Raw genomic sequence first — 17,742 nt, 5'->3', positions numbered from 1 at the left:
GAACTGCGATGGTGTTTGCGCTCGCCTCACCCCTTGATGAACGCCAGCAGGTCCGCGTTGATGGTCTCGGCCTCCGTGGTCGGCATGCCGTGCGGGAAGCCCTTGTAGGTCTTCAGCGTGCCGTTCTTCAGCAGCTTGGCCGAGAGCGGGCCGGAATCCGCGTAGGGCACGATCTGGTCGTCGTCGCCATGCATCACCAGCACCGGCACGTTGATCTTCTTCAAATCCTCGGTGAAGTCGGTCTGCGAGAACGCAACGATGCCGTCGTAATGCGCTTTCGCGCCGCCCATCATGCCCTGCCGCCACCAGTTCTGGATCACGGCTTCCGACGATTTTACGCCGGGCCGGTTGTAGCCATAGAACGGCCCGGCCGGCAGATCGCGATAGAACTGCGAACGGTTGGCCGCGAGCTGCGCCTGCAAGCCGTCGAACACTGATTTGGGCAGGCCGCCGGGATTGTTCGCCGTCTGCACCATCAAGGGCGGCACGGCGCTCAGGATCGCCGCCTTTGCCACCCGGCTCTCGCCATGGCGGGCGATGTAGTGCACGACCTCGCCACCGCCGGTGGAATGGCCGACATGGACGGCATTCCTGAGATCGAGATGCGCGGTGACCGCGGCGAGGTCGTCGGCATAGTGGTCCATGTCGTGGCCGTCGGCGACCTGGGCCGAGCGGCCGTGACCGCGGCGGTCATGGGCTATGACGCGAAAGCCGTGATTGAGGAAGAACAGCATCTGGGCGTCCCAGTCGTCCGACGACAGCGGCCAACCATGGCTGAACACGATCGGCTGACCCGAACCCCAATCCTTGTAGAAGATCTCGACGCCGTCTTTGGTGGTGATGGTGGGCATTGGGTTGCTCCTTTTGTTGCGACCTGTCGGCCTCGACGCGCAAGACGTGAACGGACCTCGGGCGGCGGCGCATCGTCGACATGCCACCGCCCATCATCTTCTATGCCTTGTGTCGCCTCGAATTGATGTCATCCGCCCCGGATCAGGCGAACGCAGCCGGCCTGAACCGGCGCCAGGCGCCGATGATCATCACGGCGAAGAACACCAGCACGATGCCCTGCACGGCGGCAAACACCGGCCCTGACGGCGGGTTCGGCGGCACGGCCGGCGCCAGCGCCTGCAACGCGGGGATCTTGAGGAAGCTCTGGATGACCAGCACGAAGACGTTGAGATAGAGCGAGACCAGCGCGGTCACGATGTAGATCGGCCGCCAGGCGCCCTTGAGCTGCATCGCATACAGCGCGATGCAGGCGATCGCGAGCAGCACCAGCGAGAGGCCGCCGATGATGTGCGACGGCAGCAGCTTCTCGGTCACGAGCGGCGGGATCAGGAAGCCGGTGGCGTTGGTCAGGATCGTGAGCAGCAGGAAGATCGCGGTCAGCCCGGGTCTCGACTGCGAACCGAGCAGGCCGAACATCACGATCACACCGGAGACGATCGCAATCAGGCTGATGATAACGTGCACAAGCACCAACGTCGTCATGTGGCGCACTCCCCGTTGAGAACCCACACCACGTTACGATGCATCTCCGAGAATTGCTACATGGTTCGATGGCAGGACGACTGACAGCCCATTTCCGCTGCGGTGGCTTGAAAGCGGCGCGCCGCGGCGCGTGCACCGCGTGAGATGTTGAATCAATAATAGCGCGGGATCGGCCCGTTATGCGGCGTCTTGCGCTTCGACAGGTCGAACAGCACCTCGTCGACATAGCACCAGCCCCAGCCTTCCGGCGGATCGTAACCCTCGATCACCGGATGGCCGGTGGCGTGGAAATGCGCGGTTGCATGCCGGTTTGGCGAGTCGTCGCAGCAACCGACATGGCCGCAGGTCCGGCAGATCCGCAGATGCAGCCACGGGCTGCCGATCTTCAGGCACTCCTCGCAGCCGAGCGCGCTCGGGGTGACGTCCTGGATGCCGGCGATATGGGTGCAACCTTTTTGCATTTGCGGGCCTCGTGCTTGTGAGTCTTTTTTAACCCGTCATCCTGAGGAGCGCGGAACGCGTGTCTCGAAGGATGAATCGGCCACAGGCGGGGCCGTGCATCCTTCGAGGCTCGCTTCGCTCGCACCTCCAGCGACAAAGGCGAAGCCTTTGCGCGGGGATGACGGGAATAGAGCTTCCCCGCCGCATCATCGCTACAACGACGGACTGCCGGCATCGGCGAGATAGCCGTGCAGCGCGGCGACGACCTGGGCGCCTTCGCCGATCGCGCCGCCGACCCGCTTGACCGATCCGGAGCGGACGTCGCCGACCGCGAACACGCCGGGCACCGTGGTTTCGAGCAGCGGCACGGCGGGCGTGCCCTCGCCGTTCTGCACGCCGGTCTTGACGAAGCCGCCGCGATCGACCTCCACGCCGCAACCTTCGAGCCAGGCGGTCGCCGGATCGGCGCCGACGAACAGGAACAGGTTGCGGATATCCATCGTGAACGCGTCGGGAGCGAGCCGGCTGCGCCAGCGCACCCGCTCCAGCGTCTCCGCGCCGTCGAGCCCGATCACCTCGGTGTTGAACATCAGCTCGATGTTCGGCGTCGCCTCGATGCGCTCGATCAGATAGCGCGACATGCTGGCCCCGAGCCCGCCGCCGCGGATCATCATGTTGACCTTGCGGGCATGTGCCGACAGGTAAACCGCCGCCTGGCCCGCGGAGTTGCCGCCGCCGACCAGGACGACGTCCTGGTTGGCGCAGAGCCGCGCCTCGATCGGCGAGGCCCAGTACCAGACGCCGCGGCCTTCGTAATTCTCGAGATTGTCGATCACAGGCCGCCGATAGCGCGCGCCGCTCGCCACCACCACCGATTTGGCGCGCAGCGTGTGCCCGCATCCGGTGGCGAGCGCGAACGCACCTGATGTCTTGGAGCAGTCGAGCGATTTGATCGAGACCGGGATCAACATCTCGGCGCCGAATTTCTGCGCCTGGTTGAAAGCCCGCCCGGCCAGCGCCTGGCCGGAGATGCCGGTCGGGAAGCCCAGATAGTTTTCGATCCGCATGCTGGCGCCGGCCTGGCCGCCGAACGCCCGGGAATCGAACACCGCGACCGACAATCCCTCGGACGCGGCATAGACCGCGGTGGCGAGCCCGGCCGGACCGCTGCCGACCACGGCGACATCGTACAATCTGTCCTGCGTGCCGCTGCCGACCATGCCGAGCGCCATCGCCAGCGCGATCTCGGACGGATTGCGCAGCACCGTGCCGTTGGGACAGACCACCAGCGGCAGCTCGGCGCGGGTCGGCGAATAGCGCGCGATAATCTCGGCGGCATCGGTGTCGGCCGCGGGATCGAGCACGTGATGCGGCTGGCCGTTGCGGGCCAGGAAGTTCTGCAACGGCGCCATGTTGCCGACCGACGCCGAGCCGATCAGCACCGGGCCGCCGGCGCCGCCCTGGATCAGGCTGACCCGGCGCAGGATCAGCGCGCGCATGATGCGCTCGCCGAGATCGGCTTCGGCGACCAGCAGCGCGCGCAGCCGGTCCGGCGGCAGCAGCAATGTCTCCACAGTGCCGTCGGCATGGCCGTCGACCAGCGCGGCGCGGCCGGAGAGCTGGCCGATCTCGGCGAGGAATTGCCCCGGCCCCTGGTCGATGACCGGCGTGACACGACCGAGGCCGTCGCGCTGGGTGATCGACACGTTGCCCGACAGCACCACGAACATGCCGGGGCCCGGCGTGCCGGTCTCGAACAGCGCCTCGCCGTCATTGTACGAGCGCGGCTCGCCGAAACGGCGCATGCGCTCGATCTCGTGTGCGGTCAGGGTCGGAAAGGTCTGCTCATGGCGCGGGAAGGCGTAGGCAGTTGCGTTCAGGCGATTGATCGTCGTCTCGTCCACTGCCATCTCGGCGACCTGCTTTTCTTTCGTCACACCTGCCGGATCAACGGTCCGGCCCATTTGCGCCGGTATCGTCCGGCGAGCCGACATCTAGCGGGCCGTCGGCCGGCTCGGAAGCCACATCCTCGCGACCGCGCGCCTGCGATTTCCGCCGCTTCAGGTTTTCGCGCAGCGCGAGCTTGAGGCGATCCTGTCGTGCATCCTTCACGCGGGCTCCGGCCTGCCCGCCGCCTCTGTCCTGATCGCCCGTCATTGCAAAATTTCTCGAACCGCCGTCGCCTTGCGCACCCCAAGCATAGACAATGGCCGCGACCCGCGCACCCTGCCCGGCCGGCCAGTTGCGCGCGACGGCATGATTCGGCGGTTGGTGGATCGGGAGCCTTCCGGCACCATCGGGAACCCAATCCGGCCGAAATCGGCCGGATTGGCCGCAATGATCGACGCGGAACGTGATTTCTGCCGATTTGCCCGGCGGGAGGGGCGCTGTTTCGCTTGCGCGAAGGGGAGGCCTGTGGCAAGAACCGCCCGCTTGGACGGGCCCTCTGGGCCGATTCAATTTTTCCCGGGCACGCTGCCGTAGCTCAGTGGTAGAGCACTCCATTGGTAATGGAGAGGTCGACAGTTCAATCCTGTCTGGCAGCACCAGGCCTTCCCCTGCGACATCAGCAGCTTACTGATATCGTTGAGCCTTTCGTACCGCGCCTGATACACACGGGTGCTACACGATGGTTTTGCGAATGGCCTGCCCTACCAAGCGACGCGGTTCCGACAACTGGTACTACCGCAAGCGTATCCCGAAAGATGTTCAAGCGATCTTGGCGAAGTTGCCAAAGATCGGCGTCCGCCGAACTGGTTCAAGGATCACATCAGCATCTCGCTCAGGACCGCTGACCGCACCGCGGCCAAGGCGAAGTGCCCGGAGGTCGCGGCTGAGGTGGAACGCACGATGTCTGCGCTGCGTGACGGACCAAAGCCGCTCACTGATAAGCAAATCAGCGCTCTCTCCGGGGAGTTGTACGGGGCATTCGCCGAAGCCCTTGAGGATACATCCGTCCCGACGACCGAGCAGTGGCTCCGCGTTGCAGAGCTGAATGAGCAAGCTCGACGAGGTGAGTACGGGGCAACCGCACGGTTGGGCATCCACGGGTCGCCAGAGGAGCGTCACCGCGCATCTATGGAAGAGCGGTTCGGCAGGATGGCTGACGTCTTCCTCGCCCGTCGTGGCGTCGTCACAGACTACGCAAGCCGCTGGAAGTTGATCGAATGGACCTCTCGCGATTTGTCGGAAGCGGCGCGGAAGCTCTCGCGAAATGCAGATGGCGACTTCGCAACAGATGGCTACGCCAAGCGCTTCCGGCCATTCGAGCATGCGCGATCAAAACCCAGCGGCCGGTCACTGACGGCTCTGGCCGAGGCGTGGCACAAGGCCGCGCTGGATCGGGGCGTGCTGCGGCGCGACGCCGACCGCATCAAACGGCGCTTCGAGATGTTGATTGAATTCCTTGGGCACGATGACGCCATCCTTTGCGCCGCCGGCGAGGGTCGCGCTGGTGGGTTTGCAGTGGACCGCTTTCTGAGCCGGGCAACCTGATCCTCCTCCATATGGGGGCGTCCGAATATGCGCATCAACGGAAGGGCCATGGCACGTCGTGCATGCAACGAGCCATAAAGTACGCCCACGATAACGAGCTACGGTTCTTTGCCAACGAATTCCGGGCAGACGGACCGAAGCACCTCACGGCTTCGCTGGAACGTAAGGGCTGTCAACGCGACTTCATTCCGCCCAAGGAAGTCGAGTTGTCACTCACACTGTTGGAACAGCGGACTGGACCAGAATTTGTTGTCAGGTTTGCAGTCGATCAAGTCCTCAGCAAGCAAGCCCCGGACTTCGACGATGACGTTCTGTACAACCTGAACATCCTGCAAGAGAACTTGGGCGCCGCCGATGTCTTTGAGAGCAGCGCGACGCTGGCGCAGTACCTCGACACCGTCCGCGTAGATTGGGAGATACTTCCCGTCGGCAACGTAGACGACGTGGTTCGACGGATGCTGCATGGCAAGAGAGCCGTATCTGAGACGAGCCGCAACACCATGAAGCAGCGGCTAAATGTTATGGCCCGCTTCAAGCCGACAGCGTTCATCGCGGGAACAAACGGGTTCCTGCGATACTTCGGTGCTCAATTCGGAGACAACTTAGTTGCCTTCGAGAACCTGTCCTACGGCAACGCTCTCTACCTGATGTACAACGATTGGGAGGAGCTAAGCCGACGAAGCCGCGTCGACCTCCTCAAGGGACCTCGCGACGGATTTGACCGGATCGAGCACCGAGACGGCTGGGAGCAACGTCTTGAGACCCTATTGAAAGAACATCGTAAACACAAATAAGCGTAGTTTCGCGTGGCACCTGAGCGCAGACCGACCGATACAGAGAAGATCATGAGCGATAGGTTCTTTTTCCATAGTTTCCCGCGCGGAAGAGCAGGCGAAACCAGCGACAATGTTGTTCAACGCGGGTTGAAAATCCTTGCCTTCATGCGCGAAGTTGGCCTCGTGTTGGCCCCGGAGCTCGTCAAGTGGGACATAACGGGCCTCGTAGGCGGCGCCAACGAAACCCTTGAGACCCTACAGCGTCGCATCTGCTTCACCGAGCTGTCTATCGCTGAACTTCCGCAACATAGTATCACGTTCGGCCCGATAGCACTCGCGTTCACTATCGAGAAGCTGCGTACAGCCGGAGCAATGCCGGTCGTATACGTGCCCCAAGGAACTCAACCAAATCCACTCAGCCTTCTTGCGATCTTCCTTGTGCGCGGCGCGCATCACACGCGCCACGTACTAAGCCACCTGAACAACATCGCTGCTGGTGCCGACCGGGAGAAGCTGCAGGCTCAATCCGGCTTGCCAGTCAACGAAGACTACACGATGAACTTGCGTAACAGCGGCCCAAATGGTGAGATCGTAGAAGACTACGTCGTGCCAGCCATCCACATTCATCAATTGATGAAGCACGTGGGCTTCAACAACATCCCCTTCGACCACAGCGTTGGCGTACTTGCCGTGTTGTTGAACATGTTCTACCCGACCGACAATCCCTATGCGCAGGACGAACTAGGTTACTATCGCCAGCGAGAGTGGCGTTTGGTTGGTGGCGAGGTCAATTTCAACGGGCGGCCGATGGGGCGCCAGCTGACTGAAACTGAGCAGACGCAGTTGCTTCAAATTGATCCGGCATTCTGGGGAAGGGACATGACGGTAAAAATTCATGCCGACGCACCGCCCGACACAAAGAAGCGTGTCGAGTGGGCGCAGGTCTATGAGCCGACACCCGGCTGGAATTGGCTCGAGTACGTCGATCACATTCGGATTCCGAAGGCCTTCGCAGAGGATGCGCGTCGCATCCTTGGGGATGGCGTAACGATAGTTGCGACAGATTGAGAGTGGGCAAAGTTCGCCCGGCGCGCTCCCGGTAATCGCCGCATGACAACTGCGCACACGGCTGATACACATGGAACGATGGCGAGACGAAAATCTCAACAAACTCAATAGTAAAGCTGACGACAACCACAGTTCAATCCTGTCTGGCAGCACCAGGATCTTCTCGAATGATGGCTGCCGTCAGCGCGCTCCTCGGCGTCGCATGGATCAATGCGCGAGCAGCAACCTCGCCCCGCCGAGCATCAGCACCACATAGAGCACGAACACACTGCCGACCCATTTCCAATCGATCTGTCCGTGCTCGGGGCTGAGGCTCTCGATGATGCCATGCATGACGGTTTCCTCTAAGGCGAGACGAGATGAGGTTGAATCGTCATCTCGCTTTAGCTTCTTGTTTGCCCATGACCTTTCTCGGAAAACCGCTTCGCACTTTTCCGGATCATGCTTTAGAAGTCGCATGCGCGGCGTATAGCCTGCGTCTCGAACACGTCATGTGACTCACTTCACATTCTTATCGCGGAGCGGACCCGAGAGTGACCGGCCCAGAACTGAGAAAATTGCGCACCCATCTCGGCGAGGCCCTCGGCCGCGAACTGACCGCGGCCGACATGGCGAAGCTGTGCGGGCTGCCCGCCGCCGGCGGCGCCGAGAAACTCCGCAAGTGGGAGGTCAGCGGCCCGACCCCAAAGGTCGCGGGCCTGCTGCGCGTGCTGGCGATGGCGAGCGAGCACTATCCGATCCTGGACAAGTTCGACGTGTTCGATCGCCACGACGTTCCGGTCAAGGATCGCGCCGCGCGCCGCGAAGCGTTCCGCGCGCAGATCCGCGACGACGTGCGCAAGCGGCTCGACGAGCCCGCGATCTGATCGGCGAACGGCTTGGTTAAGAGCGGATGCGCCGCGCGCGCCCGTTAAGCCTTCCTTCATTCCCCCTTAAGCGTCCGTTAGGCACAACAAAACGTTTCGCTGCAAAGGGTGCGACTTAACGCTCCGAGCGGTCTTCCGGTGACAGCATTTTATTCAAATGCGGTCTAACCCGTCGCCTATGGATGGCGCCACTGACGCTGCGCCGCATGACTTGTCCGGAGACTGCCCCATGAAGACGTTCCTGCTCGCAACCGCAGCCGCGGCTGTTGCCGTCGCTGCCCTTGGCGCGACCGCTCACGCCGCCGACTTCAACCGCGGCTATTACCAGAAGGCGCCGCCCGCGCCCGTTTACGCCGCACCGCTCTACAACTGGACCGGCTTCTATCTCGGCGGCCATCTCGGCGGCGTGTTCTCCGACAACAGCACGTTCAACGGCCTCGCGTTGTCCGATTCCAGCTCCCGCTTCATGGGCGGCGTGCAGGGCGGCTACGACTGGCAGCTGTCGCCGATGTGGGTGATCGGCCTCGAAGGCCAGTATTCCTGGGTCGGCGGCCACCAGCTCAACGCGATCTTCCCGGGCGGCTACACCTACAACAACAACCAGCGCGGCATCGCCTCGATCACCGGCCGGGTCGGCTACACGTGGGGCCCCGGGCTGATCTACGTGAAGGGCGGGTACGCCTATTCCGACAACAATGAGTCGGTGACCTTGGGCGGCGCGCCGGTCGGCTTCGCGCTGACCGACAACCACAGCAACGGCTGGACCATCGGCGGCGGCGCCGAATACATGTTCGCGCCGAACTGGTCGGCCAAGGTCGAGTACCAGTACTACGACTTCGGCGACAGCCGCTTCACCGCGCCGGGCGCGCTGGTGCAGTATGGCAGCTTCCACAATGACGAGCACACGGTGAAGGCGGGCCTCAACTACCGCTTCAATCTCGGCAACCTCGGCGGTCCCGCCTACGGCCGTTACTGAGAACGACACGCCCACAACCGAAAGTAGAAGGGCCGGCGCAAGCCGGCCTTTTTGCGTCCGATCGCGCGCACCGATTCCGCACAGCGAACCAAGACAACGCCGCAAGCCCCGAAAAATCCTGCGGATTGTCGCGATTTTCCCGATTTTGTTAACCCACCGCACCGATACTCCCGCGCCGGGGAAACATCCAAGAGTAGTGGCCACGCGTAGTCGGCCAGGGGGATACGGGGCAATGGCGTTTCGGTTCAAGCTCGGCAAACCAAATCTCAAGCGCATCCGCCTGCCGCAGATGGGCGTCAGGGGCAGCCTGTTCGCGGCATTCGCCGTGATCGCAGGCATGGCGCTGGTGATCAGCGCGGGCGCCGGCATCGTGCTGCATCAGCTCGGCGGCACCATGAGCGCTCTCTCCGGCCGCGACATCCCGCGGCTTGCCGCGAGCCTGCAACTCGCCGCGCAGAGCGCCTCGCTCGCCGCCCAGGGACCCGGCCTGCTCGCCGTGCAAAGCGACGATGCGCTGAACGAGCGCACCAAGAAGGTGCAGGAGGTCGCGCAGCAGACCAACGCCAAGCTCGGCGAGATCATCGAGCTCGGCGCCGACAAATCGGTGGTCAGCGCGCTACAGGAGAACGTCAAGAACACCGACGAGGCCACCAAGAGCCTGATTTCGGCGGCGCATGAGCGGCTCGATATCGGCGCGCTGCGCGACAAGCAGTACAATGCGCTGCGCAAGGCGCAGGCCGCGTTCGTCTCGGCCGCCGGTCCGGCGATGCTCGACGCCCAGACCCGGCTCAACGCCATCCTCGGCTCGGCCAACGTCTCGGCCGACGACGCCACCGAGGCGGCGCGCACCGTCGGCCAGATCAGCAACGTGCTCGCCGCCGGCAATCTGATGGCCGCCGACATGACCGCGGCGCTGTCGGCGAACTCCAGCGAGACGATCGACGCGATCGAGGCCGAGTTCAAGAAGGGCCGCGAGCGGATCAAATCCAACCTCGACGATCTGCCGAACAATCCGGCGATCGTCGCCGTGCGCGACACCGCGCAAAAGCTGCTGGTGCTCGGCGAAGGCAAGACCGGCGTGTTCAAGATCCGCCAGAAGGAGCTCGACTCGATCGACTACGGCCAGACCATCCTGGAGGAGACCCGCAAGCTCAATGTCGGGCTCGGCATTAGCGTGCAGCAGCTGGTCGACGCCGTGCAGAAGGAGACCGACGCGTCGACCTTCCAGGCGCGGCAGCAGATCTCGCTGGCGACCACTGTCATGATCGGCCTTGGCGCGCTGACGCTGGTCGGCTCGTTCCTGTTCGTCTGGCTCTATGTCGGGCGCAACATCCTGCGCCGCATCCGCGGCCTGCAACGCTCGATGCAATTGTTGTCCGACGGCGACCTCGACACCGAGATCCCGCAGAGCCGGCAGCGCGACGAGATCGCCGTGATGGCCGATTCGCTACAGGTGTTCCGCGAGAGCATGATCGAGAGCCGCGAGCTCACCGCCAACCAGAACAAGGACCGCACCGCCAAGGCGGAGCGCGCCTCGCGGATGGAGACCCAGATCGTCACGTTCGAATCCACCGTGCGCACCGCGCTGGGCAGCCTACAGACCGCGGCGAACTCGATGCAGTCGACCGCGCAGAGCATGTCGGCGACCGCCGACCAGTCGAGCGCGCTGGTCAATGCGGTGGCCTCGGCCGCCGAGGAGACCTCGGTCAACGTGCAGACCGTGTCGGCCGGCACCGAGGAGCTGTCGTCGTCGATTGCCGAGATCGGCCGCCAGGTCGTCACCTCGGCGGAGATCGCCCGCAAGGCCGTCGAGGAAGCCAGCGCCACCGACAGCACCATGCAGGGACTCGCCGATAACGCCGCGCGCATCAGCGTCGTGGTCGATCTGATCCAGACCATCGCCTCGCAGACCAACCTGCTGGCGCTCAACGCCACCATCGAGGCGGCGCGCGCCGGCGAAGCCGGCCGCGGCTTTGCCGTGGTCGCCTCCGAGGTCAAGAACCTGGCGAGCCAGACCGCGAAGGCGACCGAGGAGATCCGCCAGCAGATCGTCAGCATGCAGGAGGTGACGACCACCGCGGTCTCCGCGATCCGCAACATCTCGAGCACGATCGGCGAGATCAACGACGTCACCACCGCGATCGCCGCCGCCGTCGAGGAGCAGGGCGCGGCGACCCGCGAGATCGCCCGCAACATCCAGCACGCCGCCGGCGGCACCAGCGAGGTGTCGAGCAACATCGTCGGCGTCTCGACCGCCTCGGCCGAGGCCGGCGCGGCGGCCGGCGAGGTGCTGAGCGCCTCCGACGCGCTGCGCCGCGAGGCCGACGTGCTGCGCTCGGAAATCGACGGCTTCCTGTCGAACATCCGAGCCGCGTAGCAACGCTACTGTGCGCCCCGTAGCCCGGGTTGATCCGGGCTACGGAATTCCGGGGATTTCCGTCCCTTTCTCCGGACGGCTATCTGATTTTTCGGCTGGCGCAGCGGGCAATGTGCCGCTAAGCCCGTAGCATGGACAAGAAGACCGACAGCCTGCCCTCCTCGGCAGAGGCATTGCGATACCCTTGGGAGAACCATCCCGGCCACGACCAGGTCGTGGAAGTGGCCCCCGGCGTGCTGTGGGCGCGGCTGAAGCTGCCGTTCCGCCTCAACCATGTGAACATCTATCTGCTCGCCGACGGCGACGGCTGGACCATGGTGGATTCCGGCTTCGGCAACGAGGAATCGATCGCGGCCTGGACCACGCTGTTCGAGGGGCCGCTGAAGCACGTCAAGGTCACCAGGCTGATCGTGACCCATTCGCACCCCGACCATGTCGGTCTCGCCGGCTGGGTCACCGAGCGCTTCGACTGCCCGCTGTTCATGTCGCAGGTCGAATACCTGCAATCGGTCTATCACCAGAACCGCGGCACCGAGGAACGGCGCAACGCGCAGCGGCTGTTCTTCCGCCGCCACGGCATGGACGAGGACCTGACCGAGAAGCTGCTCGGCCGCGGCCAGGACTACCTGAAGCGGGTGTCGGTGCTGCCGCCGTCCTATCACCGCCTCACCCATGGCGACGAGGTCGTGATCGGCACGCGGCGCTTCAAGGTGATCACCGGCGGCGGTCACGCGCTCGACCAGGTGATGCTGTATTGCGCCGCCGACAAGCTGTTCCTGTCCGCCGACCAGGTGCTGAGCAAGATCTCGCCCAATGTCAGCGTCTGGGCGGTCGAGCCCGAGCAGAACTCGCTCGGCGAGTACCTCGCCTCGCTGGCGAGCCTGACCACCACTCTGCCCTATGACGTGATGGTGCTGCCCGGCCACGGCGTGCCGTTCTACGGGCTGAAGACCCGGATCAAGCAGCTCGCCGACCACCATGAGGAGCGCTGCCGGCTGATCGCCGAGGCCTGCCGCGAGGTGCCGCAGACCTCCAAGGAGCTGGTGCCCGTGGTGTTCCACAAGCACGTGCTGGACGAGCACCAGATGGGCTTCGCCGCCGGCGAACTGGTCGCCCATGTCAATTACATGCTGGTCGAGGGCCGCCTGACGGCCCGGATGCATGACGACGGCATGCTGCGCTTCCGCACCACCTGAGCCCGGCCGGGCGGCGCCCCGTCCGGCGATTTGAGCAAAATCAAACCCAAAACCTCGCGCTAGGGCAATTTGCCCAGCTGCGACGCATGCCGAGCTGTGAGTCAATGCATGGACATTAGAGCTGGAAAAGCTCTAAGAAGAAGCAGCTATTCCGGTCAGGTTCCGCTTTCTGGGTTTGCCGATGGATTACAGCCAGTTTTTCAACACCGCCCTCAACCGCCTGCATGACGAGCGGCGCTACCGGGTGTTCGCCGACCTCGAGCGGATCGCGGGACGTTTCCCGCACGCGACCTGGCATTCGCCGAAGGGCAGCCGCAACGTCGTGATCTGGTGCTCCAACGATTATCTCGGCATGGGCCAGCACCCCAAGGTGGTCGGGGCCATGGTCGAGACCGCGACCCGGGTCGGCACCGGCGCCGGCGGCACCCGCAACATCGCCGGCACCCATCATCCGCTGGTAGCGCTCGAGGCCGAGCTCGCCGACCTGCACGGCAAGGAAGCCTCGCTGCTGTTCACCTCGGGCTATGTCTCGAACCAGACCGGCATCTCGACGCTGGCCAAGCTGATCCCGAACTGCCTGATCCTGTCGGATGCGCTGAACCACAATTCGATGATCGAGGGCGTGCGCCAGGCCGGCTGCGAGCGCCAGATCTTCCGCCACAACGACGTCGCGCATCTCGAACAGCTCTTGATCGCCGCCGGCCCCGACCGGCCGAAGCTGATCGTCTGCGAGAGCCTGTATTCGATGGACGGCGACGTCGCGCCGCTCGGCAAGATCTGCGATCTCGCGGAAAAATACGGCGCCATGACCTATGTCGACGAGGTGCACGCGGTCGGCATGTACGGCCCGCGCGGCGGCGGCATTGCCGAGCGCGACGGCGTGATGCACCGTATCGACGTGCTCGAGGGCACGCTGGCGAAGGCGTTCGGCTGCCTCGGCGGCTACATCGCCGGCCGCGCCGAGATCATCGACGCGGTGCGCTCCTACGCGCCGGGCTTCATCTTCACCACCGCGCTGCCGCCGGCGATCTGCTCGGCTGCGACCGCCGCGATCCGCCATCTGAAGACCTCGAACTGGGAGCGCGAGCGCCACCAGGACCGCGCCGCCCGCACCAAGGCGATCCTGACCGCCGCCGGCCTGCCTGTGATGTCGAGCGACACCCATATCGTACCGCTGTTCGTCGGCGACCCCGAGAAGTGCAAGCGCGCCTCGGACATGCTGCTCGAGGACCACGGCATCTACATCCAGCCGATCAACTATCCGACGGTGGCCAAGGGCACCGAGCGGCTGCGCATCACGCCCTCGCCCTACCACGACGACGGGCTGGTCGACGCGCTGGCCGAAGCCCTGCTCCAGGTCTGGGACCGGCTCGGCCTGCCGCTGCGCCAGAAGTCGCTGGCTGCCGAGTAACCCTATCGGTTTCCGACCCCGAATTCGGGCCGGCCGCGCATCGCGCGGCCGGCCCTTTGCGTTATAATCCCGAGACCCGGCCCACCCAGCGGCCGGGACGGGAGATGAGCAGCGATGCTGCACGATTGGGGCGTGATCGCCTCGGCGTTCGCCTACATCGGATTGTTGTTCTTCATTGCCAGCCGCGGCGACCGGATGTCGCCGGGCGCGCGCGGCCGCGCCAGCGCCTGGATCTATCCGCTGTCGCTCGCGATCTACTGCACGTCCTGGACCTTCTTCGGCTCGGTCGGCTTCGCCACCCGCACCAGCGTCGACTTCCTGGCGATCTATGTCGGCCCGATCGTGATGATCGGGCTGTGCACGCCGCTGCTGCGCCGGGTGATCGCGCTCGCCAAGTCGCAGAACATCACCTCGATCGCCGACTTCATCGCCGCGCGCTACGGCAAGAGCCAGAAGGTGGCCGCCACCGTGGCGCTGATCGCAATCATCGGCTCGGTGCCCTATATCGCGCTGCAACTGAAGGCGATGGCCTCCTCGCTGGAGACCATCCTGAGCGAGGACCAAGCGTTCTCGAAAATTCCGATCCTCGGCGACATCGCGCTGATGGTGACGCTGGCGATGGCGGTGTTCGCGGTGCTGTTCGGCACCCGCCACAGCGACGCGACCGAGCACCAGCACGGCCTGATCCTGGCGATCGCCGCCGAATCCATCGTCAAGCTGGTCGCCTTCATCGCCGCCGGCGCCTTCGTCACCTTCTGGATGTTCTCCCCGGTCGAGCTCTACGAGCGCGCGCTGAAGACACCGGAGGCGGTGCGCGCGATCGAATACGTGCCGTCGGTCGGCAACTTCCTGATCATGACGCTGCTGTCGTTCTGCGCGATCATGCTGCTGCCGCGCCAGTTCCATGTCAGCGTGGTGGAGAATTCGAACGCCGCCGAGGTCAGCCGGGCGCGCTGGCTGTTCCCGCTCTACCTCGTCGTGATCAACGTCTTCGTGATTCCGATCGCGATCGCCGGCCTGGTGATCTTCCCGTTCGGCGCGGTCGACGCCGACATGTTCGTGCTGGCGCTGCCGATCGAGGGCAATTCGCAATTGCTCAGCCTCGCGGTGTTCGTCGGCGGGCTGTCGGCCGCGACCGCGATGGTGATCGTCGAATGCGTCGCGCTCTCGATCATGGTCTCCAACGACATCGTGCTGCCGCTGGTCTTGCCGCGCAGCGATGACGCCCGGATCGGCCAGAAGGATTTCGGCGATTTCCTGCTGAAGGCGCGCCGCTTCTCGATCTTCGCCATCATGGTGCTGGCGTATTTCTACTATCGCGCACTCGGCAACACCCAGCTGGTCGCGATCGGCCTGCTGTCCTTTGCCGCGATCGCGCAGCTCGCGCCGGCATTCTTCGGCGGCCTGTTCTGGCGCCGCGCCACCGCGCGCGGCGCCATGGCGGGGATGCTGGTCGGCTTCGCGATGTGGCTCTACACGCTGTTCGTGCCGAGCTTCCTGGAGAACTCGACTGCCGGGTTGATGCTGCTGCAACATGGACCATTCGGGATCGAGGCGTTGCGGCCGCAGGCGCTGTTCGATGCCGACCTGCCGCCATTGCTGCACGGCGTGCTGTGGAGCCTCGGGCTCAACATCCTCACCTATGTGCTGTTCTCGCTGGCGCGCGCGCCGTCCGCGATCGAGCTGTTGCAGGCCGACGTGTTCGTGCCCAGCGCGGCACCGATCGCGCCGAGCTTCCGGCGCTGGCGCACCACGGTGACGGTGCAGGACATCCAGAGCACGGTGACGCAATATCTCGGCCCCGACCGCACCCGCGAGGCCTTCGCCGCATTCGCCGCCGACCGCAACATCGTGCTGCAAACCGCGGCGCCGGCCGATTTCGAGCTGCTGCAACACGCCGAGCGGCTGATCGCCTCCTCGATCGGCGCGGCGTCGTCACGGCTCGTGATGTCGCTGCTGTTGCAGCGGCGCACGGTGTCGGCCAAGGCGGCGCTGAAGCTGCTCGACGATTCCCACGCCGCGCTGCATTTCAACCGCGAGATCCTGCAAACCGCGCTCAACCATGTGCGCCAGGGCATCGCGGTGTTCGACCCCGATTTGCAGCTGATCTGCTCCAACCGGCAGTTCTCCGAACTGCTCGGGCTGCCGCAGCATCTGGTGCAGCTCGGCATCCCCTTGGCCGAGATCCTCGAATTCATGGGCGCGATCAGCCCGCCGGCGACGGGCGACGGCGACAGCCTGCTCGCGCTGCGGCTGCGCGCCTACACCACCGAGGGCGAGCCCTATCTGGAGCGCTTCACCGACCGTCATCTGGTGATCGAAGTGCGCGCCAACCGGATGCCGGGCGGCGGGCTCGTCATCACCTTCTCCGACGTCACCCCGAGCTTCGAGGCCGCCGAGGCGCTGGAGCGCGCCAATGCGACCCTGGAGAAGCGGGTGCGCGACCGCACCGAGGAGCTGACGCGGCTGAACTCGGAGCTCGCGCTCGCCAAGGGGATCGCGGAAGACGCCAACGCCTCCAAGACCCGCTTCCTGGCGGCCGCCAGCCACGACATCCTGCAACCGCTCAACGCGGCGCGGCTCTATGTCACGAGCCTGGTCGAGCGCCAGAACGGCGGTGAGGATTCCCGCCTGGTCGAGAACATCGACGACTCGCTCGAGGCGATCGAGGACATCCTGGGCGCGCTGCTCGACATCTCCAGGCTCGATGCCGGCGCCATGACCCCGGCGATCACGAGCTTCCGGATGGCGGATCTGATGCGCTCGCTGGAGATCGAGTTCATGCCGATCGCCCGCGACAAGGGCCTCGATCTGCGCTTCGTGGCCTGCTCGCTGCCGGTCGAATCCGACCGCTCGCTGCTGCGCCGGCTGCTGCAGAACTTCATCTCCAACGCGATCAAATACACCCCGCGCGGCCGCGTGCTGATCGGCTGCCGCCGCCGCGGCGACGCGCTCCAGATCAGCATCTTCGACACCGGGGTCGGCATCCCGGTGCAGAAGCGCGGCGAGATCTTCAAGGAATTCCACCGCCTCGAACAGGGCGCCCGCATCGCCCGCGGTCTCGGCCTCGGGCTGTCGATCGTCGAACGGCTGGCGCGGGTGCTCAACCATCGCATCGCGATCTCGGCCAATCTCAGCGGCGGCTCGGCGTTCTCGGTCACCGTGCCGGTCGCGGCCGCGGTCAACCACACCGCCGCCGTCACCAGCACCACGCCGCTGTCGAAGACGCCGATGAGCGGCTCATTGATCGTCTGCATCGAGAACGATCCTGCGATTCTCGACGGCATGAAGACGCTATTGACGGCGTGGGACGCCGAGGTGATCGCGGTGCTCGACGCCGACGGCGCGATCAGCGCGATCGAGGCCGCCGGCGGCCGCGTCACCGGCGTGCTGGTCGACTATCACCTCGACCGCGGCAACGGCGTCGCCGCGATCCGCGAAATCCGCCGCCGCTTCGGCGACAACATCCCGGCGATCCTGATCACCGCCGACCGCAGCCCCGCGGTGCGCGCCGCCGCGCGCGAGGAGAACATCGCAGTGCTGAACAAGCCGGTCAAACCCGCCTCGCTGCGTGCCCTGCTCGGACAATGGCGGACGCAGCAGATGGTGGCGGCGGAGTAACCTCCGCGCGGTCCGAAGCGT

The 17,742-nt window shown here is 64.9% G+C and carries 15 protein-coding genes and 1 tRNA gene; 10 read left to right on the top strand and 6 right to left on the bottom strand.

The window, feature by feature from the left end:
* Positions 1-26 precede the first annotated feature (26 nt).
* From CWS35_RS10470 to CWS35_RS39465, 5 genes are all read right to left on the bottom strand, one after another.
* Positions 27-851 (bottom strand): alpha/beta fold hydrolase, encoded by an 825-nt coding sequence (locus CWS35_RS10470; RefSeq protein ID WP_100951848.1) that lies wholly within the window; start codon positions 849-851, stop codon positions 27-29.
* A 142-nt stretch (positions 852-993) separates the two neighbouring features.
* A complete protein-coding gene (locus tag CWS35_RS10465; protein ID WP_029878787.1) occupies positions 994-1,494 on the bottom strand; it encodes a hypothetical protein in 501 nt (166 codons plus the stop codon).
* A gap of 152 nt (positions 1,495-1,646) precedes the next feature.
* Complete coding sequence (locus tag CWS35_RS10460) at positions 1,647-1,955, bottom strand: UBP-type zinc finger domain-containing protein (protein WP_100951847.1); 309 nt, start codon at positions 1,953-1,955, stop codon at positions 1,647-1,649.
* Between the two features lie 192 nt (positions 1,956-2,147).
* Positions 2,148-3,845, bottom strand: a complete 1,698-nt coding sequence (locus tag CWS35_RS10455) for a cyclic nucleotide-binding domain-containing thioredoxin-disulfide reductase (protein WP_100956208.1) — start codon at positions 3,843-3,845, stop codon at positions 2,148-2,150.
* A 37-nt stretch (positions 3,846-3,882) separates the two neighbouring features.
* Positions 3,883-4,047 (bottom strand): hypothetical protein, encoded by a 165-nt coding sequence (locus CWS35_RS39465; RefSeq protein WP_371682844.1) that lies wholly within the window; start codon positions 4,045-4,047, stop codon positions 3,883-3,885.
* A 362-nt stretch (positions 4,048-4,409) separates the two neighbouring features.
* On the opposite strand from CWS35_RS39465, the gene CWS35_RS10445 reads away from it, so the two are divergent.
* The 4 genes from CWS35_RS10445 (at position 4,410) to CWS35_RS10430 (ending at position 7,274) form a co-directional block, all read left to right on the top strand.
* Positions 4,410-4,484 (top strand) — tRNA-Thr (locus tag CWS35_RS10445).
* A gap of 70 nt (positions 4,485-4,554) precedes the next feature.
* Positions 4,555-5,430, top strand: coding sequence for a hypothetical protein (locus CWS35_RS10440; RefSeq protein ID WP_157817109.1), 876 nt, complete (start codon positions 4,555-4,557; stop codon positions 5,428-5,430).
* A gap of 62 nt (positions 5,431-5,492) precedes the next feature.
* Entirely contained in the window at positions 5,493-6,224 is a 732-nt protein-coding gene (locus CWS35_RS10435; protein WP_100951845.1) for a hypothetical protein, read from the top strand.
* A gap of 51 nt (positions 6,225-6,275) precedes the next feature.
* Complete coding sequence (locus tag CWS35_RS10430; protein WP_157817108.1) at positions 6,276-7,274, top strand: abortive infection system antitoxin AbiGi family protein; 999 nt, start codon at positions 6,276-6,278, stop codon at positions 7,272-7,274.
* A 207-nt stretch (positions 7,275-7,481) separates the two neighbouring features.
* Here the strand turns inward: CWS35_RS10430 and CWS35_RS40380 are convergent, their stop codons facing one another.
* Positions 7,482-7,607, bottom strand: a complete 126-nt coding sequence (locus CWS35_RS40380) for a hypothetical protein (RefSeq protein WP_256387937.1) — start codon at positions 7,605-7,607, stop codon at positions 7,482-7,484.
* Between the two features lie 200 nt (positions 7,608-7,807).
* Between CWS35_RS40380 and CWS35_RS10420 the strand changes: the two genes are divergently transcribed.
* The 6 genes from CWS35_RS10420 to CWS35_RS10395 all read left to right on the top strand — a co-directional run bounded on the left by CWS35_RS10420 (position 7,808) and on the right by CWS35_RS10395 (position 17,721).
* Complete coding sequence (locus CWS35_RS10420; protein ID WP_024579019.1) at positions 7,808-8,140, top strand: hypothetical protein; 333 nt, start codon at positions 7,808-7,810, stop codon at positions 8,138-8,140.
* Positions 8,141-8,369: 229 nt separating this feature from the next.
* Complete coding sequence (locus CWS35_RS10415; protein WP_100951842.1) at positions 8,370-9,116, top strand: outer membrane protein; 747 nt, start codon at positions 8,370-8,372, stop codon at positions 9,114-9,116.
* Positions 9,117-9,348: 232 nt separating this feature from the next.
* Positions 9,349-11,493, top strand: coding sequence for a methyl-accepting chemotaxis protein (locus tag CWS35_RS10410; protein WP_100951841.1), 2,145 nt, complete (start codon positions 9,349-9,351; stop codon positions 11,491-11,493).
* A 131-nt stretch (positions 11,494-11,624) separates the two neighbouring features.
* A complete protein-coding gene (locus tag CWS35_RS10405) occupies positions 11,625-12,689 on the top strand; it encodes an MBL fold metallo-hydrolase (RefSeq protein WP_024579016.1) in 1,065 nt (354 codons plus the stop codon).
* 181 nt (positions 12,690-12,870) lie between these two features.
* Positions 12,871-14,100, top strand: a complete 1,230-nt coding sequence (gene hemA / locus CWS35_RS10400; protein ID WP_100951840.1) for a 5-aminolevulinate synthase — start codon at positions 12,871-12,873, stop codon at positions 14,098-14,100.
* Between the two features lie 114 nt (positions 14,101-14,214).
* A complete protein-coding gene (locus CWS35_RS10395; RefSeq protein ID WP_100951839.1) occupies positions 14,215-17,721 on the top strand; it encodes a PAS domain-containing hybrid sensor histidine kinase/response regulator in 3,507 nt (1,168 codons plus the stop codon).
* Positions 17,722-17,742: the final 21 nt, after the last annotated feature.

It is taken from the genome of Bradyrhizobium sp. SK17 (genome assembly GCF_002831585.1).
Classification (GTDB): domain Bacteria; phylum Pseudomonadota; class Alphaproteobacteria; order Rhizobiales; family Xanthobacteraceae; genus Bradyrhizobium.
Note: the sequence above shows the minus strand (reverse complement) of the source record. Positions and strands in the feature narration are given on the sequence as shown.

What these genes read in the sequence shown, in the direction of transcription:
- CWS35_RS10435 (WP_100951845.1), top strand. Translation starts at nt 5,493, where the DNA reads ATGCAACGAGCCATAAAGTACGCCCACGATAACGAGCTACGGTTCTTT.
- CWS35_RS10460 (WP_100951847.1), bottom strand. Translation starts at nt 1,955, where the DNA reads ATGCAAAAAGGTTGCACCCATATCGCCGGCATCCAGGACGTCACCCCG.
- CWS35_RS10470 (WP_100951848.1), bottom strand. Translation starts at nt 851, where the DNA reads ATGCCCACCATCACCACCAAAGACGGCGTCGAGATCTTCTACAAGGAT.
- hemA (WP_100951840.1), top strand. Translation starts at nt 12,871, where the DNA reads ATGGATTACAGCCAGTTTTTCAACACCGCCCTCAACCGCCTGCATGAC.
- CWS35_RS10415 (WP_100951842.1), top strand. Translation starts at nt 8,370, where the DNA reads ATGAAGACGTTCCTGCTCGCAACCGCAGCCGCGGCTGTTGCCGTCGCT.
- CWS35_RS10405 (WP_024579016.1), top strand. Translation starts at nt 11,625, where the DNA reads ATGGACAAGAAGACCGACAGCCTGCCCTCCTCGGCAGAGGCATTGCGA.
- CWS35_RS10430 (WP_157817108.1), top strand. Translation starts at nt 6,276, where the DNA reads ATGAGCGATAGGTTCTTTTTCCATAGTTTCCCGCGCGGAAGAGCAGGC.
- CWS35_RS10410 (WP_100951841.1), top strand. Translation starts at nt 9,349, where the DNA reads ATGGCGTTTCGGTTCAAGCTCGGCAAACCAAATCTCAAGCGCATCCGC.
- CWS35_RS10395 (WP_100951839.1), top strand. Translation starts at nt 14,215, where the DNA reads ATGCTGCACGATTGGGGCGTGATCGCCTCGGCGTTCGCCTACATCGGA.
- CWS35_RS10465 (WP_029878787.1), bottom strand. Translation starts at nt 1,494, where the DNA reads ATGACGACGTTGGTGCTTGTGCACGTTATCATCAGCCTGATTGCGATC.
- CWS35_RS10455 (WP_100956208.1), bottom strand. Translation starts at nt 3,845, where the DNA reads ATGGCAGTGGACGAGACGACGATCAATCGCCTGAACGCAACTGCCTAC.
- CWS35_RS40380 (WP_256387937.1), bottom strand. Translation starts at nt 7,607, where the DNA reads ATGCATGGCATCATCGAGAGCCTCAGCCCCGAGCACGGACAGATCGAT.